24 protein-coding genes and 2 pseudogenes are annotated in these 21,223 nt (G+C 58.5%); 10 read left to right on the plus strand and 16 right to left on the minus strand.

Annotated elements, in window-relative coordinates:
• Positions 1-13: 13 nt before the first annotated feature.
• Positions 14-1,351 carry an amidohydrolase gene (locus tag ACXPVS_RS09685; protein ID WP_458509723.1) on the plus strand — a complete coding sequence of 446 codons (1,338 nt, stop codon included), beginning with the start codon at positions 14-16 and terminating at the stop codon, positions 1,349-1,351.
• An 88-nt stretch (positions 1,352-1,439) separates the two neighbouring features.
• Here the strand turns inward: ACXPVS_RS09685 and ACXPVS_RS09690 are convergent, their stop codons facing one another.
• Complete coding sequence (locus tag ACXPVS_RS09690) at positions 1,440-3,113, minus strand: DEAD/DEAH box helicase (protein ID WP_458509724.1); 1,674 nt, start codon at positions 3,111-3,113, stop codon at positions 1,440-1,442.
• Positions 3,114-3,546: 433 nt separating this feature from the next.
• On the opposite strand from ACXPVS_RS09690, the gene ACXPVS_RS09695 reads away from it, so the two are divergent.
• Positions 3,547-4,338 (plus strand): crotonase/enoyl-CoA hydratase family protein, encoded by a 792-nt coding sequence (locus ACXPVS_RS09695; RefSeq protein WP_458509725.1) that lies wholly within the window; start codon positions 3,547-3,549, stop codon positions 4,336-4,338.
• Positions 4,339-4,343: 5 nt separating this feature from the next.
• On the opposite strand, the gene ACXPVS_RS09700 is transcribed toward ACXPVS_RS09695, so the two are convergent.
• Positions 4,344-5,099 (minus strand): spermidine synthase, encoded by a 756-nt coding sequence (locus ACXPVS_RS09700; RefSeq protein ID WP_458509726.1) that lies wholly within the window; start codon positions 5,097-5,099, stop codon positions 4,344-4,346.
• A gap of 149 nt (positions 5,100-5,248) precedes the next feature.
• On the opposite strand from ACXPVS_RS09700, the gene ACXPVS_RS09705 reads away from it, so the two are divergent.
• The gene (locus ACXPVS_RS09705) at positions 5,249-6,595 is read left to right on the plus strand and encodes a class II 3-deoxy-7-phosphoheptulonate synthase (RefSeq protein WP_458509727.1); all 1,347 of its coding nucleotides are present in this window, start codon (positions 5,249-5,251) and stop codon (positions 6,593-6,595) included.
• Between the two features lie 95 nt (positions 6,596-6,690).
• Here ACXPVS_RS09705 and ACXPVS_RS09710 read toward each other — a convergent pair.
• Positions 6,691-6,921, minus strand: a pseudogene (locus ACXPVS_RS09710) (winged helix-turn-helix domain-containing protein); the annotation flags it as partial.
• Positions 6,922-6,985: 64 nt separating this feature from the next.
• Positions 6,986-7,201, minus strand: coding sequence for a DUF1127 domain-containing protein (locus ACXPVS_RS09715; protein ID WP_458509728.1), 216 nt, complete (start codon positions 7,199-7,201; stop codon positions 6,986-6,988).
• Between the two features lie 96 nt (positions 7,202-7,297).
• Here ACXPVS_RS09715 and ACXPVS_RS09720 point away from each other — a divergent pair, with 96 nt between their 5' ends.
• Positions 7,298-8,152 carry a LysR substrate-binding domain-containing protein gene (locus tag ACXPVS_RS09720; protein ID WP_458509729.1) on the plus strand — a complete coding sequence of 285 codons (855 nt, stop codon included), beginning with the start codon at positions 7,298-7,300 and terminating at the stop codon, positions 8,150-8,152.
• On the opposite strand, the gene ACXPVS_RS09725 is transcribed toward ACXPVS_RS09720, so the two are convergent.
• The gene (locus ACXPVS_RS09725) at positions 8,142-8,873 is read right to left on the minus strand and encodes a sulfite exporter TauE/SafE family protein (protein ID WP_458509765.1); all 732 of its coding nucleotides are present in this window, start codon (positions 8,871-8,873) and stop codon (positions 8,142-8,144) included. The genes ACXPVS_RS09720 and ACXPVS_RS09725 overlap by 11 nt on opposite strands.
• Positions 8,874-9,042: 169 nt before the next feature.
• Between ACXPVS_RS09725 and ACXPVS_RS09730 the strand changes: the two are divergent.
• Positions 9,043-9,276: pseudogene (locus ACXPVS_RS09730) on the plus strand (MarR family transcriptional regulator); the annotation flags it as partial.
• Between the two features lie 136 nt (positions 9,277-9,412).
• On the opposite strand, the gene ACXPVS_RS09735 reads toward ACXPVS_RS09730, so the two are convergent.
• A complete protein-coding gene (locus ACXPVS_RS09735) occupies positions 9,413-9,982 on the minus strand; it encodes an elongation factor P (protein ID WP_028619992.1) in 570 nt (189 codons plus the stop codon).
• Positions 9,983-10,030: 48 nt separating this feature from the next.
• A complete protein-coding gene (earP, locus tag ACXPVS_RS09740) occupies positions 10,031-11,173 on the minus strand; it encodes an elongation factor P maturation arginine rhamnosyltransferase EarP (RefSeq protein WP_458509730.1) in 1,143 nt (380 codons plus the stop codon).
• Positions 11,174-11,297: 124 nt separating this feature from the next.
• On the opposite strand from earP, the gene ACXPVS_RS09745 reads away from it, so the two are divergent.
• Positions 11,298-11,708 carry a hypothetical protein gene (locus ACXPVS_RS09745; protein ID WP_458509731.1) on the plus strand — a complete coding sequence of 137 codons (411 nt, stop codon included), beginning with the start codon at positions 11,298-11,300 and terminating at the stop codon, positions 11,706-11,708.
• Positions 11,709-11,722: 14 nt separating this feature from the next.
• On the plus strand, positions 11,723-12,205 hold the full coding sequence (locus ACXPVS_RS09750; RefSeq protein ID WP_458509732.1) for a GreA/GreB family elongation factor: 483 nt from the start codon (positions 11,723-11,725) through the stop codon (positions 12,203-12,205).
• A gap of 9 nt (positions 12,206-12,214) precedes the next feature.
• Here ACXPVS_RS09750 and cysB read toward each other — a convergent pair whose 3' ends face one another.
• From cysB to ACXPVS_RS09775, 5 genes are all read right to left on the minus strand, one after another.
• A complete protein-coding gene (gene cysB / locus ACXPVS_RS09755) occupies positions 12,215-13,189 on the minus strand; it encodes an HTH-type transcriptional regulator CysB (RefSeq protein WP_458509733.1) in 975 nt (324 codons plus the stop codon).
• 112 nt (positions 13,190-13,301) lie between these two features.
• Positions 13,302-13,805 carry a universal stress protein gene (locus ACXPVS_RS09760; RefSeq protein WP_458509734.1) on the minus strand — a complete coding sequence of 168 codons (504 nt, stop codon included), beginning with the start codon at positions 13,803-13,805 and terminating at the stop codon, positions 13,302-13,304.
• A 94-nt stretch (positions 13,806-13,899) separates the two neighbouring features.
• A complete protein-coding gene (locus tag ACXPVS_RS09765) occupies positions 13,900-14,805 on the minus strand; it encodes a 5'-nucleotidase (protein WP_008148545.1) in 906 nt (301 codons plus the stop codon).
• Between the two features lie 24 nt (positions 14,806-14,829).
• A complete protein-coding gene (locus ACXPVS_RS09770; RefSeq protein ID WP_458509735.1) occupies positions 14,830-15,786 on the minus strand; it encodes a putative 2-dehydropantoate 2-reductase in 957 nt (318 codons plus the stop codon).
• The gene (locus tag ACXPVS_RS09775) at positions 15,783-16,169 is read right to left on the minus strand and encodes a thioredoxin (protein ID WP_458509736.1); all 387 of its coding nucleotides are present in this window, start codon (positions 16,167-16,169) and stop codon (positions 15,783-15,785) included. Before ACXPVS_RS09775 ends, ACXPVS_RS09770 begins: the two co-directional genes overlap by 4 nt.
• Here ACXPVS_RS09775 and ACXPVS_RS09780 point away from each other — a divergent pair.
• Positions 16,168-16,611 carry a PilZ domain-containing protein gene (locus ACXPVS_RS09780; RefSeq protein ID WP_458509737.1) on the plus strand — a complete coding sequence of 148 codons (444 nt, stop codon included), beginning with the start codon at positions 16,168-16,170 and terminating at the stop codon, positions 16,609-16,611. The two genes, ACXPVS_RS09775 and ACXPVS_RS09780, sit on opposite strands and share 2 nt — an antisense overlap.
• A gap of 128 nt (positions 16,612-16,739) precedes the next feature.
• Positions 16,740-17,816 (plus strand): 3-deoxy-7-phosphoheptulonate synthase, encoded by a 1,077-nt coding sequence (locus tag ACXPVS_RS09785; protein WP_458509738.1) that lies wholly within the window; start codon positions 16,740-16,742, stop codon positions 17,814-17,816.
• Positions 17,817-17,887: 71 nt separating this feature from the next.
• Here ACXPVS_RS09785 and ACXPVS_RS09790 read toward each other — a convergent pair whose 3' ends face one another.
• On the minus strand, positions 17,888-18,175 hold the full coding sequence (locus ACXPVS_RS09790; protein ID WP_010461341.1) for a GNAT family N-acetyltransferase: 288 nt from the start codon (positions 18,173-18,175) through the stop codon (positions 17,888-17,890).
• Between the two features lie 637 nt (positions 18,176-18,812).
• Here ACXPVS_RS09790 and ACXPVS_RS09795 point away from each other — a divergent pair.
• Positions 18,813-19,064 carry an Lpp/OprI family alanine-zipper lipoprotein gene (locus ACXPVS_RS09795; protein ID WP_458509739.1) on the plus strand — a complete coding sequence of 84 codons (252 nt, stop codon included), beginning with the start codon at positions 18,813-18,815 and terminating at the stop codon, positions 19,062-19,064.
• 123 nt (positions 19,065-19,187) lie between these two features.
• On the opposite strand, the gene ACXPVS_RS09800 is transcribed toward ACXPVS_RS09795, so the two are convergent.
• The 3 genes from ACXPVS_RS09800 to ACXPVS_RS09810 all read right to left on the minus strand — a co-directional run bounded on the left by ACXPVS_RS09800 (position 19,188) and on the right by ACXPVS_RS09810 (position 21,216).
• Positions 19,188-20,159 carry a L,D-transpeptidase family protein gene (locus tag ACXPVS_RS09800; protein ID WP_458509740.1) on the minus strand — a complete coding sequence of 324 codons (972 nt, stop codon included), beginning with the start codon at positions 20,157-20,159 and terminating at the stop codon, positions 19,188-19,190.
• 101 nt (positions 20,160-20,260) lie between these two features.
• Entirely contained in the window at positions 20,261-20,554 is a 294-nt protein-coding gene (locus tag ACXPVS_RS09805) for a hypothetical protein (protein WP_003226812.1), read from the minus strand.
• Positions 20,555-20,610: 56 nt separating this feature from the next.
• A complete protein-coding gene (locus ACXPVS_RS09810; RefSeq protein WP_458509741.1) occupies positions 20,611-21,216 on the minus strand; it encodes an arylesterase in 606 nt (201 codons plus the stop codon).
• Positions 21,217-21,223 lie beyond the last annotated feature (7 nt).

Raw genomic sequence — 21,223 nt, forward strand, 5'->3', positions numbered from 1 at the left:
ATGGAGAGTACCGATGCAGCTGACCCGCATTGCACAAACGTGTTTGCTGACCTTGTTCGGCGCACTGGCCGGCCACGTCAGCGCCGACACACTGGAAGGCGCCCGCACGCACATCGCCGAACAGGCCAAAGCCCTGGAACCCGAGCTGCTGGAAACCCGCCGCGATATCCACGCCCATCCGGAACTGGGCAACACCGAAAAGCGCACGTCGGAAATGGTCGCCAAACAACTCCGCGCCATGGGCCTGGACGTGAAAACCGGCGTAGCCCGCACTGGCGTCGTCGCCATCCTTAAAGGCGCGCTGCCTGGACCGACCGTCGCATTGCGCGCCGACATGGATGCGCTACCCGTCAAGGAAGTCTCGAGCCTGCCTTTCGCCTCGAAAGCCAAAGGCACCTACCTCGGTAAAGAAGTCGACGTGATGCACGCCTGTGGCCACGACGCCCATACCGCCATCCTGCTCAGCACGGCGAAAATTCTTACCGGCATGCGCGACACCCTGCCCGGCACGGTGGTGTTCTATTTCCAACCGGCAGAAGAAGGCCCAAGCGATTTTATCCCCGATGGCAAAAACACCTGGGGGGCGAAAATGATGATTGAGGAAGGCGTGATGAAATCGCCGAAACCGGACGCGGTCTTCGGCCTCCACGTCTGGGCCGGCATCCCCGCCGGGCGGATCGCCTATCGCTCCGGCCCGACCCTGGCCAGCTCCGATGACCTGCGCATTAAAATTCTCGGCAAGCAGACTCACGCCGGACGTCCGTGGGACGGCATCGACCCGATCACCGTCGGCGCGCAAACCATCGTCGGCCTGCAAACAGTGGTCAGCCGCCGGACAGACATCTCATCTTATCCGTCGGTGGTCAGCATCGGCACGATCAATGGCGGCACGCGTTACAACATCATTCCCGAGTCCGTGGACATGAGCGGCACCATCCGCTCCTACGACTACGCCATCCGCCAGAAGCTGCACGCTGACGTGCGCCAGACCGTCGAGAAAATCGCCGAAAGCGGCGGCGCCAAAGCTGAAGTGACGATCATCGAAAAGTATGACCCGACGATTAACAACCCGGCGCTGACCGAAAAAATGCTTCCGACCTTGCGCTGGGCGGCCAAGGACGACGTGGTGCAAGGGCCGCTGGTGGGCGGGGCGGAAGATTTTTCCTTCTATGCCAAAGAGGCGCCGGGACTGTTTGTATTTTTGGGCGTCACGCCCAAAGATCAGGACATGAGCAAGGCTGCGCCGAACCATAATCCGGGGTTCTTCGTGGATGAAGCGGCATTAGTCGTGGGCGTCCGGACGCTGGCGTCATTGGCCACGGACTATCTCTACGCTAACGCCAAACCCTGAGTCAAAAACCAGCCCCTAAAACGTAGACAAAAAAATCCCCGAACCAGTCGGGGATTTTTTATGTTCGATCAATCAGCCCGAGAGCGGATCAATCTTCGCGATAGCGACGCAGCTTCAACTGCTTACCGGCAACGCGAGTGTCCTTCAGCTTGGTCAACAGACGCTCCAGACCATCTTCCGGCAGCTCGACGAGGCTGAAGCTGTCACGCACCTGGATGCGACCGATTGCTTCGCGAGCCAGACCACCCTCATTGAGGATAGCGCCCAGCAGGTTCTTGGCAGCGATACCATCACGCGCACCCAGCGCGGTACGGCAACGAGCACGACCTTCGGCCAATGGAACCGGAGCGCGACGCTCACGATCACCACGGTCCGGACGATCACCGGTACGCTCTGGACGATCGCCACGCGGTGCGTTGTTCGGCACCAGTGGACGTTCTTTCTCGATGGCAGCCAAGGTCAACGCCTGAGCGTTGGTGGCCTTGCGCAGCAGAGCAGCGGCCAGAGCACGCGGGGTGCAACCGATATCGGCAGTCAGGCGATCCAGCAGATCACCGTGGGTCGATTCGGCATCAGCCACCAGCGGCGACAGGCTGTTGGTCAGTTTCTTGATGCGGGCATCGAGAACAGCCTGGGCGTCCGGAAGGCGAACTTCGGCAACTTTCTGACCGGTTACACGCTCGATCACTTGCAGCATGCGGCGCTCACGTGGAGTCACCAACAGCAGAGCACGACCTTCGCGACCGGCACGGCCAGTACGGCCGATACGGTGAACGTAGGATTCTGGATCGTACGGCATGTCAACGTTGAACACGTGAGTGATACGCGGAACGTCCAGACCACGAGCAGCAACGTCGGTCGCCACAACGATGTCCAGACGGCCATCCTTGAGGGATTCGATCACGCGCTCACGTTGGTTCTGAGCAATGTCACCGTTCAGCGCAGCGGCTTTGTAGCCTTTGGCTTCCAGGGCACTGGCCAGGTCCAGGGTCGCTTGCTTGGTGCGCACGAACATGATCAGGGCATCGAAGTCTTCAACTTCCAGCAGGCTCAATACAGCCGAGGTCTTCTGGTCAGCGTGAACCAACAGGTGAGCCTGTTCGATCGCGGTAACGGTCTGAGTCTTGGTCTGGATCTTCACGTGTTGCGGATCGCGCAGGTGGCGTTCGGCAATGGCACGGATCGACTGCGGCAAGGTGGCCGAGAACAATACGGTCTGACGGGTTGGTGGCAGCGCCTTGAAGATAACTTCGAGGTCGTCCATGAAACCCAGTTTGAGCATTTCGTCCGCTTCGTCGAGAACCAGGTGGTTCACGGTCGACAGAACTTTTTCGTCGCGACGCAGGTGGTCGCACAGGCGGCCCGGAGTGGCGACAACGATCTGTGCGCCATTACGGATTGCTTTCAGTTGTGGACCCATAGGGGCGCCGCCGTAAACGGCCACAACGGTAACGCCCGGCATTTGCTTGGCGTAGGTTTCGAAAGCGGTTGCTACTTGCAGCGCCAACTCACGGGTTGGCGCCAGGATCAGGGCTTGCGGCTCGCGCTTAGCAGGATCGATGCAATGCAGGATCGGCAGGGCGAACGCAGCGGTTTTACCCGTACCGGTTTGCGCCTGACCAATCATGTCGTGACCGGCCATGATGATCGGGATCGATTGCTGCTGAATAGCCGAAGGCTCTTCGTAGCCAGTCGCGATGACGGCTGCAAGAATATTCGGATTAAGATTAAAAGCGGCGAAGCCGCCGGTTTCCTGGGTCATGGGTCTGCCTCTAAGTGCATCCGCAAAGACCCATGCTCCAAAGCTGCGCATGCCGTGTAAGACTCAAGAGTCGCCCTGGCTGCTTTGTCGGCGGGGATTTGCGAAAACGAATGAATGAAAAAGATTCGTCAAGGGAGAGTCCGCTGTGCGGACATGCAGCCGAAGCTGACTTCGGGGAATTGCGCTACCTAAACGCGGCCCGGTTAAAGGCCGGCGCGCACTATACCGGAATTCGCTCAAAAAGGGAGCTTTATTTGTCGGAAAACTGCCGTTTACAGCGTTCTGTCACACGCTTTGCGGATAATCGGGCAACGGTCTATTTTTCCAAGGCCCAGCCCTGCTGACGATCGCGCTAAAACGGTTCACCCTTGTGACGCCGACCGGCCGTCTCACATCCCCCTGCCCACCCCTTTCCCGCCCGAGGAAATGCACCATGAATCAGTCCTGTTCCAGTTGTGTGAGCCGTGAACGGCACGGTCATGTCCTGATGATCGGCCTGGATCGGGTGGCCAAACGCAACGCCTTCGATCTCGATCTGCTGAACGAACTGAGCCTGGCCTATGGCGAGTTCGAGGCCGACAGCGAGGCACGGGTGGCGGTGGTGTTTGGACATGGCGAGCATTTCACCGCAGGGCTCGACCTGGTCAGCGCCAGCGCGGCCCTGGCCGAAGGTTGGCAGGCTCCGCCCGGCGGCTGCGATCCGTGGGGGGTGTTCGCCGGCCCCAGGGTGAGCAAACCGGTGATCGTCGCCGCGCAAGGCTACTGCCTGACCGTCGGTATCGAATTGATGCTGGCCGCCGATATCAACCTGTGCGCCAGCAACACCCGTTTCGCCCAGAAAGAAGTGCAACGCGGGATCTTCCCGTTCGGCGGCGCCACGTTGCGCCTGCATCAGATCGCGGGTTGGGGCAATGCCATGCGCTGGCTGCTGACCGGCGATGAATTCGATGCCCATGTGGCGTTGCACCTGGGGTTGGTGCAGGAAGTCATGGCCAGCGAGGATCTGCTGCCACGGGCGATGGCGCTGGCTGAGCAGATTGCCCGGCAGGCGCCGCTTGGCGTTCAGGCGACGCTGATGTCTGCAAGGCAGGCGCGTTATGAAGGGGAAACAGCGGCAGCCCAGGGTTTGCCGCCGCTGATGAAGAAGTTGCTGGCCAGTGAGGATGCCAAGGAAGGCGTGCGGTCGATGATCGAGAAGCGACCCGGCGTTTTCAAAGGTTGTTAAGAACCTTAAGTAGCCGGGCGGATTGCCTTGATCAATGACTGCAACGAATACCCCAAGCGCGGCGCCAGCCCTTTAGCGCGGGCGATCAAGCCGTCCATGTCCAGCTCCTGATCCAGGTCCGAAGGCACGAGCAGAATCACATTGCCCTCCTTCACCGGCAGTTCCCAGTAATGCCGGTGATAGAGCCCGCGAAACAATGCGGCGCCCAACGGTTTGCCATCATCGGTGGCCCACTGATTGATCACCAGCCAACCCCCCGGGTTCAGACGTTTCTGACAGTTTTCCAGGAAATTCCACGCCAGATGCCCGACACCCGGCCCGACATCGGTATAGAGGTCGACGAAAATCAGATCCGCCGGCTCAGCGGTATCGAGCAGCTCCAGCGCATCGCCCACCCGGATATACAGCCGTGGATCGTCATCCAGCCCAAGGTATTCAATGGCCAGGCGCGGTACGTCGGGGCGCAGCTCGATGGCTTCGACGTCTTCCAGCGGCAAGAACTTGAGGCAGGCCTGGGTCAGGGTGCCGGCACCAAGGCCGAGGAACAGCGCGCTTTCCGGCTGCTCGTGACACAACGCGCCAATCAGCATCGCGCGGGTGTAATCGTATTCGAGCCAGCTCGGGTCAGCCGTGAACACGCAGCTCTGTTCGATGGCATCACCGAACTCGAGAAAACGGTAATCAGCCACTTCCAGCACGCGAATCACGCCGAACTCATCCTGTACCTCGGCGAGCAAATGCTCGACGCGCTCCTCAGTCATTTCGTCTCCTGATCGTCGCCGTGCCCGGCAACGTACTAAAACCGCGGAGTCACGCGGCAAAAGCGCGATTGTCCGCGAAGCAACGGGAACAGGTCACGCACTAATTGCTGATAACATGCCAGTCCGAGCGTAAAACACTAGAGACCGTGATGAGCCAACCCTGGAGCCCTGACAGCTGGCGCGCCCTGCCGATCCAGCAGCAACCCCATTACCCCGACGCAGCGCATTTGCTGCACGTCGAGCAAACGCTGGCCAGTTATCCGCCGCTGGTGTTTGCCGGTGAAGCCCGGGAGTTGCGCCGTCAGTTTGCCGAAGTGACCCAGGGCCGCGCGTTTCTGTTGCAGGGCGGCGATTGTGCCGAAAGCTTCGCCGAGTTCTCTGCCGCGAAAATCCGCGACACCTTTAAAGTCCTGCTGCAAATGGCGATTGTCATGACCTTCGCCGCCGGTTGCCCGGTGGTCAAGGTCGGACGCATGGCCGGCCAGTTCGCCAAGCCGCGTTCGGCCAACGACGAAACCATCGACGGCGTCACCCTGCCGGCCTACCGAGGCGATATCGTCAATGGCATCGGTTTCGACGAAAAAAGCCGCGTGCCAGACCCGGAGCGCTTGCTCCAGTCCTACCACCAGTCCACCGCGACCCTGAACCTGCTGCGCGCCTTCGCCCAGGGCGGTTTTGCCGACCTGCATCAGGTGCACAAGTGGAACCTGGACTTCATCGCCAACTCGGCCTTGGCCGAGAAGTACAGCCACCTGGCCAATCGCATCGATGAAACCCTGGCCTTCATGCGCGCCTGCGGCATGGACAGCTCGCCGCAACTGCGCGAAACGAGTTTTTTCACCGCCCACGAAGCCCTGCTGCTGAACTACGAAGAAGCCTTCGTGCGTCGCGACAGCCTGACCAACGATTACTACGATTGCTCGGCGCACATGCTGTGGATTGGCGACCGCACCCGTCAGCTCGACAGTGCTCACGTCGAGTTCCTGCGTGGCGTGAACAATCCGATCGGGGTCAAAGTCGGCCCGAGCATGAACCCTGAAGACCTGATTCGCCTGATCGACGTGCTGAACCCGGACAACGATCCGGGCCGTCTGAACCTGATTGCGCGGATGGGCGCGAACAAGGTCGGCGATCATTTGCCGGCCTTGATCCGGGCGGTGCAGCGTGAAGGCAAGCACGTGCTGTGGAGTTGCGACCCGATGCACGGCAACACCATCAAGGCCAGCAGCGGCTACAAAACCCGCGATTTTGCGCAGATCCTCGGCGAAGTGAAGCAGTTCTTCCAGGTTCACGAAGCGCAAGGCACGTATGCCGGCGGCATTCACATCGAGATGACCGGGCAGAACGTCACTGAATGCATTGGTGGGGCGCGGCCGATTACCGAAGACGGATTGTCGGATCGGTACCACACCCATTGCGATCCGCGAATGAATGCCGATCAGTCGCTGGAGTTGGCGTTTCTGATTGCTGAAACCCTGAAGCAAGTCCGCCGCTGAGTCAGTAAGTCTGTAGTTGCCTGATCCACCGCCTTCACGCCCTGAGCTTTTCCGTCAACACTGTTTTGCTGTGTCCGGCTCGCTGATCAAAGGCGAGCCTGGTCGAGCAAGTCGGATGAGTAATTGCCGAGGCGGGAAAACAAGGGAAGGTAGTGCGAACGCACCAATGCATTGACCGAATCGATCTGCAGAATGCCCAACCGCTCGATCAGACGATTGAGCTGAACCGGTTTAATCGCCGCTGGCGGCTGACGCCCGTTGAACCCTTGGGCGGCCAGCGCCAAGCGCCGAGCCTGTTTGATGGAAAAGCACAGCGTTGCGGGCATGAGCATCTCCTTGTCTGCTCGCAACCTACCTCACCGGGAGACGGTTTGTGTAGTTGTGTATGACTCATTTGTTCATCGGGTCATCCCAGAATGGGCGGATGATTTCGTGCTCGATATCCGCACGACTGAGCCCGATGTCCTTCAAGGCGTCATCACTCAAGCCCGCCAACATTCCACGTTCACGGTGCAGTTCGTACCAGCGATTGAATGTGCGCAGCAAATCGGAGATCAGGTGCACCCGGTGCTTTTCTACGTCGACATAACCTTTTTGACCGTTCATCTTGTTGCCCTCCGTTTGGATGGCTCAAGTGTCGCGCCAGGGGCTAAGATCAATCCAACGAATGTTTCTTATGCAATACATCTCGGAGATTGATGAATGCCCGCCTACCCGAGTATCGACACCGAAGTGCTGCGCACGTTTGTCGCCATCGCCGACCAGGGCGGTTTTACCCGTGCTGGCGAGTTGGTCAACCGTACTCAGTCCGCCGTGAGCATGCAGATGAAGCGGCTGGAAGAGGATGTGTTGCAGCGTCAATTGTTCCAGCGCGACGGACGGCAAGTGCGGCTGACGGCGGAGGGACAGGTGTTACTCGGCTATGCCCGACGCATCCTCAAGCTGCACAGTGAAGTGTTCAATACCTTGCGCGAGCCGCACATGGTCGGCATGGTGCGCATTGGCACGCCGGACGATTACGTAATGCGCTTTTTGCCGGGGATTTTGCGGCGATTTGCCCAGACGTATCCGCTGATCCAGATCGAGGTGCACTGCGAATCATCAAAAACATTGCTGCTGCGCAAGGACCTGGACTTGACCATCGTCACCCGTGAACCGGGCAACGAAATCGGCCAATTATTGCGCAAGGAGCACTTTGTCTGGGCCGAGGCGCAATGCTTCAGCGCCCATGAGCAAACACCGCTGCCACTGGCAATGTTCAACAGTGATTGTTTCTGTCGCTTATGGGCCTGCAAGGCGCTGGACGCCATGGGTCGCGATTATCGCGTGGCGTACAACAGCGACAGCCTGTCGGCGATCATGGCGGTGGTCAGCGCCGGACTGGCCGTCACCGCGCAACTCGAAAGCCTGATCACGCCCGACATGCGCATTCTCGGTGAAGCTGAAGACCTGCCGATTCTGCCCGAGGCCAGCATCATGCTGGTGCGCAAACTGCACAATCCGTCGCCGATCACTGAGTGCCTGGCCGAACACATCGTCGAAGGCTTCAAACTTTAAGGGCGAGCATCACCGCGCAGAACACCAGGAAACCACAGAACATCCCGCGCAGCAGCCGTTCCGGCAGTGCGTGGGCGATCTTCACGCCCCAACTGATACTCAACAGACCGCCGACCGCCAAGGGCAGGCCGATCATCCAGTCCACTTGATGGTGCATCGCGTAAGTCACCAGCGTGACCCCAGTACTCGGCAACGCCAGCGCCAGCGACAAACCCTGCGCAACCACCTGACTGGCACCAAACAGGCTGGTCAGCACTGGCGTTGCCACCACCGCCCCGCCCACGCCAAATAACCCGCCCATGGTCCCTGAAGCGGCGCCGAGCACACCCAGCCATGGCCATGAGTGTTTCATCTGTGCAGACACCGGCGCGCGGGCAAACATGCGCACCAGGTTGTAGGTCGACAGGGCAATCAGGAACGCGACAAATCCGACGCGCATGGTTTGCGCATCAATGCCCACCGCCCAGATCGAACCGATCCAGGCAAAACAAAACCCCATCGAAGCCAATGGCAGCGCGTGGCGCAATTCAATGCGATTACGCTGGTGGTAACGCCACAGCGCCAGCATCACGTTGGGCACCACCATGACCAACGCCGTGCCCTGGGCAATCTGCTGATCGAGGCCGAACAACACGCCCAGCAACGGGATCGCAATCAAACCACCGCCAATGCCGAACAACCCACCAAGGGTTCCCAACGCGACGCCGAACACCAGGTACATCAAAAACTCAATCACAGGCGACTTTCCCTTCACGTCAGGCCATTCATCCTACGCAGTCGGCGCTAGCGAGGAAACGCATAGCAACGCAAAATGCGCTGTACCGACTTCGCACAAGCGCTGACAACACCATGAACCCCAATCAATTGACGAACAGCTGTTACGCAGTGAACTGCTTCCGCTGCTAAAACCCCTGGAAGTCGAAGGCCTGCTCAGTCGCACCCGCAGCCGCGAAAACGAACGGAGGGGGATGATTGTCGAGCTGACCGAGAAAGGTCGTGCGTTGCGGGACAAAGCCCGTGACATTCCAAAGTGCGTACTCGCCGCCAGCGGTCAGACGCTGGAATATCTGCAGAAGCTGCAAAACGACCTTCAGGAACTGCGCAGCCACCTGCAAGACAGCCTCTGGTCGCCAAACCCCAAAAATCCCTCTGGGAGCGAGCGTGCTCCCACAGTGCCCACCGTTACACCTGAAACTGTATTTCTGGCAGACACAAAAAGCCCGACTCAATGGTCGGGCTTTTTCATTCCTGAAGCAGTGCTTATTTAGCACGGCCTTTGTAGGAACCGCCTTCGCGGGTATCGATCTCGATCTTGTCACCGATTTCGATGAAGTCAGCAACCTGCAGCTCAGTACCGTTGCTCAGCTTGGCAGGCTTCATCACCTTGCCGGAAGTGTCGCCGCGAGCCGAACCTTCGGTGTAGTCAACTACGCGCACGATAGTGGTCGGCAATTCTACGGACACCAGACGCTCTTCGAAGAAGATCGCTTCGCAAACATCGGTCATGCCTTCTTCAACGAAAGGCAGAACGGCTTCGATGTCTTCAGCGTTCAGCTCGTACATGGTGTAGTCGGTGGTGTCCATGAACGTGTAGGTGTCGCCACTGATGAAGGACAGGGTCGCTTCTTTGCGGTCGAGGATTACGTCGTCCAGCTTGTCGTCGGCGCTGTAAACGATCTCGGTCTTGTAACCGGTCAGCAGGTTTTTCAGCTTGGTCTTCATGATCGCGCTGTTACGACCAGACTTGGTGAACTCAGCTTTCTGAACCAGCCAAGGATCGTTTTCGAGACGGATCACGGTACCGGGTTTCAGTTCTTTACCAGTTTTCATTGCGAATATCCGAATTTGGATGGGATTTACAAAAATCTAGGCCGCGTATCATATCCAATTTACATAAAACTGTACCAGCGCTGCGGCAAGATCTGGCTGCAAAGCCTGTTCCAGACACCACGCCTCGGCGTGTTTTTGCAATTCTGGCCAGTGTTTTCGGGTCGATTGCCAGTGCCCCGTCATATTCTCACTCGCATTCCACGCCCGCCAAAGACCGCTGATCGCCTCGCGGGCAGGCTCGGACAGGGCTTTTGTGTACAGCGCGAGGAAGGCATCGAGCTTGTCCAGGTGGACGTCTTCTTCCTGCTGATAGATGTGCCAGAGCAGCGGCCGGCCCGCCCATTGGGCGCGGACAAAGGAATCTTCGCCGCGCACGGCGTTGAAATCGCAGCACCACAGCAACAAGTCATATTGATCCTGCCGGACGAACGGCAGCACGTGTATGGTCAATTCACCGCGCACATGCACCGCGCCGGCCACCAGACCGTCCACACCAAGCCAATGTTCGACATCCCCGAGAATCCGACCTTCGGGTACCAGCAGATGAGTGGGCGTCGAATCGGCAGCCATTGCCTCGAGCCAACAGGCCAGCCCGTTATTTTCGTAGGCAAATAGCGAGATCAACTGCGCACCTTGCACACGATCAACCCCCAAGCCTTGCAGGAACTCTCGCTGGGCCTCGGGGTTTTGCTGGAACTGCTGACGACGCTCAAGCAATCCGCTTTCACGCAGCAAGCCACCCGTGCCCTTCTGAAACCCCGGGAAGAAAAATATTTTTTGTACGTTCTTGTACTTCACCGAGGGCAAGCCGTGGCAGCCGACGATCCAGTCCTCGGCACTCAGATAGTCGAGATTCATCCACAGCGGCGGCTTTTCCCGTTCGGCCATGGCGTCCATATAAGCACTCGGCAATTGGCAGGCAAACGCGGCGATCACCACATCAGCGGCTTCAGCGGGCTGCCAGTCGGACGTCCACTGGCGCACTTCGACGCCCTGCTGCCATTGCTGCGAAGCGTTGATGTCAATTTCCGGGCACAAGCGCTCGAAGGCCCGCAGATCATCGACCCACAAACGTACCGCCACCGAATGTTCGGCCACCAGTTGTCGGGCCAGACGCCAGGTCACGCCGATGTCGCCAAAGTTGTCGACCACCGCGCAGAAAATATCCCAGCGGGCTTTCATTTCAGGCATTCCAGGCTCCCGTTGGCAAAGGCGCCGATTGTCCTCATAAATTACCCCGTGCAGAAGAGCCGACGGCGATTAATCTTCATGCGACAATCGCCACTCGCCCGCGACCACCCGCCAGGAGGCAGCCATGCCCTACCGTCCCAACCCGCGTCGCCCGTTGCCGATCCGGCTCAACGCCCTGCAATTGACCGGCAGCATTGCCCTGGGTGTGTGGTTGGGGTTTATCGCGATCGCGCTGACGTGCTGGCTCGCCTCTCGACTGTTGTTCAGCGAGCAGATGGCGCCTGTGGCGGCAGCGGTCGAGCAACTGGCCAAACCACCGGTGGTGGTGCAACCGGTGCCGGACATTTCGCCGCAGAGCCCGTTGTTTGAACAGTACGAAGAAAACCTGCGCAAGAATGAGCAGCAGCAAAGGCTGGATCAGGCCCGCAGCAGCAACCGCAATCTATCGAACCCTAAATGCCAGTTCTGGTTGCAACAGGACCAGACGGCACCGAGCGAAAAAAGCCGCGCCAACGTCCAGCAATTCTGCGATTGATCATGAAGCCCTCTATGCACAAGCCGACCGTCCACCAACTGATTATCGACAAGCTGCGGATCGACCTCGACATCGCCGAGCGTGCCGCACAAACCGCTTACGAAACCGCAACCCACGAAGAAAACATCGCCGAGAACAAGTACGACACGCTGGGTCTGGAGGCGTCTTATCTGGCAGCCGGGCAAGCCAAACGGGTGGAAGAAATCAGGCAGTCACTGGCGCTTTGCCAGAACCTGGCAATGCGCCCTTATGACGATCAGCGTGGCATCGAAGTCGGTGCCCTGCTCGGCCTGGAAGACGAAAAGGGTCGTGAGCAATGGTTGTTTCTAGCCCCCGACGCGGCGGGCTTGAAGGTCGAGGTGGTGGGGCAATGGATTACCGTCATCACCCCTCGCTCACCGCTGGGCAAGAGTCTGCTGGGCAAGTTCGAAGGGGACGAGGTGGAGATTCTGGTGGCAGGTGCTCGGCAACAGTTTTCTGTTACCGAGGTGGTTTAACGCGGGAGATTAATGCACCGGCAGTTCGACACCGTCGAACAACTCTTCCAATTCCTGCTTGTTGTGGCACTGGATGGCCTTGGCCATGACTTCGCGGGTCAGGTGCGGGGCGAACTTCTCGATGAAGTCGCACATGAAACCACGCAGGAACGTGCCGCGACGGAAACCGATTTTAGTAATGCTGGATTCGAACAAATCGCTGGCATCAAGCATGACCAGGTCGCTGTCGAGTTTGGCATCGACCGCCATTTTCGCCACGATGCCCACGCCCAGACCCAGGCGAACATAAGTTTTGATCACGTCGGCGTCTGCAGCCGTGAACACCACTTTCGGTGTCAAGCCACGATGGCTGAACGCTTCGTCGAGTTTCGAACGGCCGGTGAAACCGAACACGTACGTCACGATCGAGTATTCGGCCAGGGCTTCCAGGGTCAGCTTCGACAGCTTGGTCAGCGGGTGGCCATGAGGCACGACCACGCAGCGGTTCCAGCGATAGCACGGCATCATCACCAGATCACCGAACAACTCCAGCGCTTCGGTGGCAATGGCGAAATCGACGGTGCCGTCAGCGGCCATTTCAGCGATCTGCATCGGCGAACCCTGGTGCATGTGCAGGGCAACGTCCGGGTATTGCTTGATGAAATTACTGATCACCGGTGGCAACGCATAACGCGCCTGGGTGTGCGTGGTGGCTATCGACAGGGTGCCTTTCTTCTCGTTGGAGAATTCCTGGGCGATCTGCTTGATGCTTTCAACCTTGCGCAGGATCTCGCCGGCGGTGGTGATAATACGCTCGCCAGCCGGGGTGACGCGGGTCAGGTGCTTGCCGCTGCGAGCGAATACCTCCACGCCCAATTCGTCTTCCAGCAGACGGATCTGCTTACTGATGCCCGGTTGTGACGTGTAAAGGCTTTGGGCTGTAGCGGAAACGTTGAGGTCGTGGTGCGCCACTTCCCAGATGTAGCGCAATTGTTGAAGCTTCATATGAATCCCTCAAAGCAGATAGACGCCACGGGCATCAGCGACGGTATATAACTATATTAATGGCTTGAAGAATAAATCTAGAACTTTTTATCAAACTGCCACCCTTCGTGTTTTAACGATCCCCTTGGCGGCGACGTTCCACCAGCGGCACCAAATAGACCGGCACCCGAGACAGTTGCAGCACCCGCGCCGCAGTCCGGCCCAAAGGCGTTTCCGCACCAGCACCATGGCTATGACTACCTACGATTAATAAATCCACGGAGAGTTTCTGCGCCTGGTCGAGAATCACCTGTGAGGGATCGCCCTGAAGCACCCGCACTGCTTGAATTCGCTCCAGATCCTGCGCCCCTTCATCCCCCAACTCTTCACGAAAGCTGTCGAGCACGCGCTGCTCGATATTGGCAATCACCGTATTCAGGCCCTGACTGTGAAACTCGTTCAACGCTTGCTCATCGAGGTAACTCTGAAGCACCGATTCGGCGAACAGCCCCATCGGTTCAACGGCGTGCACCACATAGAGATCGGCATTGAATATGCGCGCCAACGCCAAGGCATGCTGCATCACCAAAGGTGCGTACAGGCCGAGGTCAGTGGCGTACAACATAGAACGAATCATATGACCTCCTCGAGTGCCGACATGGCGGAGATTGATTCAGCTTAGCAGTGCCATGGCGAGTACGACGTTTCGCGTAACGCGTTGAACCGTGGGCTTAAACCTTTTGCTCGTTGCTGATGCCGTGCGGCACGTGCCCGGTGGCGACCACCTCGCGGGCCAACTCGCAATGACCGGCCTGATCGTCGAAAAACACGTCGGCGGCAAAGGCTTCCAGAAACGCTGACTTGGTCAGGCCGCCGAGAAACAGCGACTCGTCCAGACGAATGTCCCATTCACGCAAGGTACGGATCACCCGTTCATGGGCCGGCGCCGATCGCGCGGTTACCAGCGCGGTGCGGATCGGACAGGCGTCTTCCGGGAACTCGCGCTGCAACAGATTGAGGGCGGCGAGAAAGCCTTTGAACGGCCCACCGCGCAGAGGCTCGCGGGCGGCTTCACGCTCGCTGGCCTGAAACGCTTCCAGACCACCAGACTGATAAACGCGCTCCGATTCGTCGGAAAACAGCACCGCGTCACCATCGAAGGCAATGCGCAATTCATCGCTGGCCGCACGGCTGGCGCCACCCGACAGAATGGTCGCGGCCGCGAACCCGGCATCCAGTGCACTGCGAACGTCTTCAGCATGCGTCGAGAGAAACAGGTCGCAGCCAAACGCCTTCAAGTACGGATAAGGACTGCGCCCACCGACAAACGCCGCGCGGGAAATCGCCAGGCCATAGTGGTGGATCGAATTGAAAACCCGCAGACCCGTGTCGGCACTGTTGCGCGACACCAGGATCACCTCGACCCGGGCACGGCCAAGGCTGGTATTGAGGTTGAGGAGTTTCTGCACCAACGGGAATGCATCACCGGGCTCGAGGATTTCGTCTTCGTGTTCGATCTGATATTGCCGATAGGCTTCGACACCGCTCGACAGATAGACCTTGTGGCTTTCGCTCAGGTCGAACAGCGCACGCGAAGAAATCGCCAGCACCAGTTTGTCGTCGATAGTTTTTGCCATGCCTTCCCCCTCAGGATGATCGACTCACGTATTACGTCGATCGATAAAACTCAAGCTGCGATACAAGGCTTCGATTCGCGGCAACTCACATCCTGCGGCCTTGGCTGCCGCCAGTGGCCGGGCGTAAATCGCATCCAGTTCAAGTGGCCGTTTGTGCAGAAAATCGTGGTACATGCTCGACCAATAGTCCGGCATTTTCTCGGTCACCATGAACAGGTGGTCGGCATAACCGACCGGTACGTCATGACCGCAGGCAATTGCTCCCTGAACCACTTCAGCCATCAGAGCCTTGATCAGTTTCCGACTGTCGGTATCGGCCATCAACGGCGTAGTGCTTGCCCCGAGCAGAACCGACAGACCGTTGTAAGGGATATTCCAGACCAGTTTTTGCCAGCGCGCCTGATCCAGGTTCGCCATGGCTTGGGAGTCGATGCCGGCGGTGCGGAACAGCCCCGCGCCCTCCTCGACAATCGCCATGCGCGCCGGCTCATCGGCTGCAGGGCCGCTGTGATAGCCAACATTCACCGCACCGAGCGCCTGATGGGTGATGACGCCTGGTCCTTCGCGATGGACGCAGATATAGCAGAGCCCACCGAGCACGTGCAGTGAATCAGGGAGCAACGCTCGCAGACTGTCTTCAACGTCCAGGCCGTTTTGCATCAGCAGCACTTTCGCATCGGGGGCGGCGGCTTGAATGATCGTCGGCGCCAACTGCGCGTTACTGGTGGTTTTCGCCCCCACCAGCAACCAGTCACAGGGCGGCATGTCTTCGGCCGTGGAATACGCCTGGACCGGATTCAACGTCAGCGTGCCGTGCTCCGCACTGTCGAGCTTCAACCCGTGCTCGGCCACCGCCGAAAACTCACTGCGCAACAGAAAATGCACATCGAATCCGGCGCGCGCCAGCATCAACCCGTAGAAACCGCCGATCGCGCCGGTTCCGATAATACCGATTGTCGGTTTGGCCACTGCCCCCATCACGGTAACTCCTCTGCAATTCGACTCAACGCCTGACCCACGGCTGCATTGAGTTCGACGCGGGTCAGGCGCGATTTTAGTGCCCCGAAAAATTCACCGTTGCGCACCACAAACAGCGCCGGCAAATAAAAAACCTGATAACGCTCGACCACCCCGCCATTGTTCCCGGCATCAATCCAGCACAGTCGATCGATGTCCAGATCGAGTCGTGGCAATTGTTCACGGGCAAAACGGCAACTGGCGCAGCCGACGCTGGTGAAAATGACCAACGACACGCCGCTCATCGCCAGCAGCCGTTGGTCAGCGTCGAAATCAGTCAGTTCCAATTCGACCACTATACTGGGGGAAACAATGTCAGATGGCCGACACATGGAGTCCGTGTTCATGGGACGTTTTATTCCTCACCCTGACGATGTGCCCGTCGAATTAACGTTACTCAAACCTGAGTGTATTTCACGGCAACAGCTGCACACTATCAGCCTCGGGGGCATGGCTTGCAATTATCACCGGGCGTGGCGCCACGGTACGGCGCTGGAAGTGCGCATGCCGACCTTGAACCCCGACATGCGTTTCCTGGGCTATGTCGCCTGGTGCCTGCGACGCAAGCACGGCTATCTGGTAGGCATTGCCTTTGTTGACGAACAAATGATGTTCAGTGCCCGGATGGGCGAGCAGGTGTGTCAGATCGAACGTTACTGCCGCCTGCATGACGCCCATGACGAGCTGAAGGATATTCAGGCCCTGGCCCTTGAATGGGTCCAGGAGCATGCCGACGAGTTCTCTCACGACACGGTTCACAGGGCATTTGCGCAGGCAATACTGGATTAAACCGGTGTCTGCCCATTGTCGAGCAGGCGCCTAACGCGCTAAGGTTCTGCTCCCCGACGCGCTTAATTTGCTGTGCTCCGCCGCGCGGGTTCGCTGGCGGCCGGCACCCGTGACCTGACGAGTAAACGATGGCTGATTTACCGATCAACGACCTAAACGTCGCTTCCAACGAGACGCTGATCACTCCCGATCAGCTCAAGCGTGATATCCCTGTGAGCGACGCGGCCCTGCGCACCGTCACCAAGGGCCGCGAAGTCATTCGCAACATTCTTGATGGCACCGACCACCGCCTGTTTGTTGTCATCGGGCCTTGCTCGATCCACGACATCAAGGCTGCACACGAATACGCCGAGCGCCTGAAGGCGCTTGCGGCCGAGGTGTCCGATACCCTGTATCTGGTCATGCGCGTGTATTTCGAGAAGCCACGCACCACCGTCGGCTGGAAAGGTTTGATCAACGATCCGTACCTGGACGACTCCTTCAAGATTCAGGACGGTCTGCACATCGGTCGTCAATTGTTGCTGGACCTGGCCGAGATGGGTCTGCCGACCGCAACTGAAGCCCTGGACCCGATCTCCCCGCAGTACTTGCAGGACCTGATCAGCTGGTCGGCCATCGGTGCGCGCACCACCGAATCCCAGACTCACCGTGAAATGGCCTCCGGCCTGTCCTCGGCAGTCGGCTTCAAGAACGGCACTGACGGCGGCTTGACGGTCGCTATCAACGCCCTGCAATCGGTTTCCAGCCCTCACCGCTTCCTGGGTATCAACCAGGAAGGTGGCGTGTCGATCGTCACCACCAAAGGCAATGCCTACGGTCACGTGGTACTGCGCGGTGGCAACGGCAAGCCGAACTACGATTCGGTCAGCGTCGCGCTCTGCGAGCAAGCGCTGAACAAAGCGAAGATCAAGCCCAACATCATGGTCGATTGCAGCCACGCCAACTCCAACAAAGACCCGGCCTTGCAACCGCTGGTGATGGAGAACGTCGCCAACCAGATCCTCGAAGGCAACCCGTCGATCATCGGCCTGATGGTCGAAAGTCACCTGAACTGGGGCTGCCAGGCGATCCCGAAAGACCTCGCCGACCTGCAATACGGCGTGTCGATCACCGATGCTTGCATCGACTGGACCGCCACCGAAAACACCTTGCGCAGCATGCACGCCAAGCTCAAGGACGTGCTGCCGAAACGCGATCGCAGCTGATCACTTTTCGCCATACCAAAAAACGCCGGGCTTAACCCGGCGTTTTTTTATGCGTTCGATTCTTTGAAAGGTTACTGGCTCAACTTGGCGGCATGCCGCTGGTGGCGCTCCATGTAGCGCTCCACGTAGGAACACGATGGAATGACGGTGTAACCCATTTCTTCAGCGTACTCCAGCGCCTTCTCGGTCAAGGCTGCCGCAATGCCGCGACCACGCAGCGCGTTGGGCACAAAGGTGCGATAGATATCCAGGGTCTGCTTTCCCAGATCCATATAGGTCAGGTAGGCACGATGACCGTCCACACTGGTCTCGAACTGATGACCAGCCTGGTCATGGTGGATGGACAACGCCTCGCTCATCACTACTCCTCGCGGGTCTGGAATTCTGACCCCTACCTTACCGATGTTTTTCCGGCGAAGGAACATCTACGCCACCCCGTGCCTGAACGGACACCGAGAAGAACTGCACCCATCTCGCGCAACCGAGCACGTATCAAATAGTAGGCACCATTGGCAGAAATGCTCAAGGTACGCTCGTCATCACGCAGGGAGCGGGGGTGCTGCTCCGGGTACGCAGAGAAGGCTCGACCAAGATCTCTGAAGGTCGACAGCCTGAACATTGCCGGATGTTGAGACTTAAGACGAGCGCCCTTTGTTAAAGTCACCTGAACATGGAGAAAGATATGAGAGACGCCACGCAAAATCCGAACAAAAGTGTGGACGAATCCATCTAGACAGACTTTAGCCAAAACTCGGAAAAGAGCTGTGAGCGCACGAAACCTTTCTTCAGCGGCTCCCTCAGCTCGGGCCTCCCAGCTAGATATTTTTAAACAATGCAGTTAAAAGTTGCTCGAAAAAGAATCAACGCCTACAATTTTTTTGGCTTCTTGCTTTACGTCAGTTTACTTACGACAAGTAATGGGTAGTATGTACGCCGGCTATTTCCTCAATCTGAGGAGACAGCTAACTTAATAGAAAGTCCTTGAAGGGGAACACGATGAACAACGTTCTGAAATTCTCTGCTCTGGCTCTGGCCGCAGTTCTGGCTACCGGTTGCAGCAGCGTATCGAAAGAAACCGAAGCACGTCTGACCGCTACTGAAGACGCAGCAGCTCGCTCCCAGGCTCGTGCAGACGAAGCTTACCGTAAAGCTGATGACGCAATGGCTGCTGCTCAAAAAGCACAGCAGACTGCTGACGAAGCTAACGAGCGTGCTCTGCGCATGCTGGACAAAGCTAGCCGCAAGTAATAATCCTTCGGGATTGTTATCAAGCCGACCCATTTTTTGGGTCGGCTTTTTTATTGCCCGATATTTCGTACCGGCAATAAAAACCCGCCGACGCGGTCAGCATCGGCGGGTTGCTTTCAAGCATTACTGCAACGGGTCGATCGGCGCACTCGTCACCATCGGCGCCGAGGCGTTCGGCACTCCGATTACCACTGGCAGACCATCTTCGGCGGCAACCACGTCGCGGACCACATCCCAGTTCATGCGCAGGTTGTTGGTAATGTCCTCACGCTTGAGCATCGCGTTGATCACCGCGGTGTGTTTGTCGACCACAGAAGGGTTGCCCTTGTCGTCCAGCGGCGTGTGCGCTTCCAGATACACCTTGGCGCCACTGACACCGAACTTGTACGGCTCGCTGATAATGCGCACAGACGTGCCTACCGGCACCATGCTCGCCATTTCCAGCACGTTGTTGTTAAACATGCGGAAGCAACCGTGGCTGGTGCGCATGCCGATGCCGAACTTCTTGTTCGACCCGTGGATCAGATAGCCCGGTGTGCCCAACGTGAACTTGAACGGCCCCAGCGGGTTGTCCGGGCCGGCCGGCACCACGTTTGGCAGTGGATCGCCATCGGCGGCGTGCTCGGCCTTGATCGAGGCTGGAGGGGTCCAGGTCGGGTTCGGCGTCTTGGCAATGATGCTGGTATGGGCAATCGGCGAGCCCCAGCCTTCACGGCCGATACCCAGCGGGAAGGTGTACACCACGTTCCGGCCTTTCGGGAAATAATAAAGGCGATACTCGGCCAGGTTGATGACGATGCCTTCACGCGGACCCGGCGGCAGGATGAAGCGCGTCGGTAGCACCACTTCGGTACCGGCGCCCGGCAGCCATGGATCGACGCCTGGGTTGGCCGCGATCATTTCCGAATAGCCCAGGTCGTAGGTGGTGCCAAGGTCAGCGAAAGTATCTTCGTACTTGGCCTTGATTACCTGGACCTCACCGATGATGTCTTCACCGGGCGGTGGCAGGGGCAGCTCCAATGCTGCTACGGGACCCGCCACACAGAGGGCGGCAAGAGACAGGTAGCGGGTGACGGCAGGAAAGTGCGGCAACATCCGGAAAATCCTTCGCATGATCGACAAGGGTATAAAACGCGATTGTACACCGGCATCTGGAAAATCGGGGAGTTGACCGATAGCAAGCAATCTATCCAGATCTAAAGCTCGAAACGCAATTCCGGCCAGATCGGCGAAGTGCCGCGCTTTTGCGACTCAAGAATGGCGCGACACAGCGAGCACAAACGCTGATCCTGGAACACGCGGCGATCGACGCTCGACCAGCGCGGTTGTGCTGGCAACAGGCTGCCGCACAAGGTCCGGTCCGCCGAGCCGCCCAATTCCAGTTGACGGGTGACCAGATGTACCCGCACTTCCTGGCAGGCGAACAGATCCAGCTGTTCGTCAGGCTCGATCAGTTGGTAAGCAAAAAGTGACCAGGCAGGACGCGGCATCGGGGGCTCCAAATCGGGGGCGCCACCTTAGCCGAAACACCGCCGCTAGAAAAGCGTCAAAGCAGCGGTTTCAGTGTAGGCCAGACATTTTCCAGCAACATGTCCTGAGCCCCGGCAGCCGGGTGCAGGCCGTCGGCTTGCATCAAGTCCGGATGGCCGCCCACGCCCTCGAGAAAAAACGGCACCAGCGGGATTTTTTTCTCCTCGGCCAGTGCGCTGTAGACCTTCGCGAAGGCCTCGGTATAACGAACGCCGTAGTTGGGTGGCAATTGCATGCCGAGCAGCAGCACCTTGGCGCCACTGGCGCGGGAGCTGTCGATCATTGCTGCAAGGTTTTGTTGCAATTGCGTCGGCAGCAACCCACGCAGGCCATCGTTGCCGCCCAACTCGAGGATTACCAGCGCCGGCTTATGCTCTGCAAGCAGTGCGGACAGGCGCGCCTGGCCTCCGGCGCTAGTGTCGCCGCTGATGGACGCATTGACCACCTTATCGTCGAAACCTTCGCGCTTGAGCCGTTGATCGAGCAGGGAGACCCATCCCAAACGGGTATCCAGCCCGAAACCCGCACTGATACTATCGCCAACGATCAGGACTGTACCCGCCGCTGCATTCTGGGCCATGCACATCAAGGCCAGGCCAGCACTCAAAAACCACACACGCATCGGATTC

The organism is Pseudomonas sp. Ma2-10, assembly GCF_054330215.1.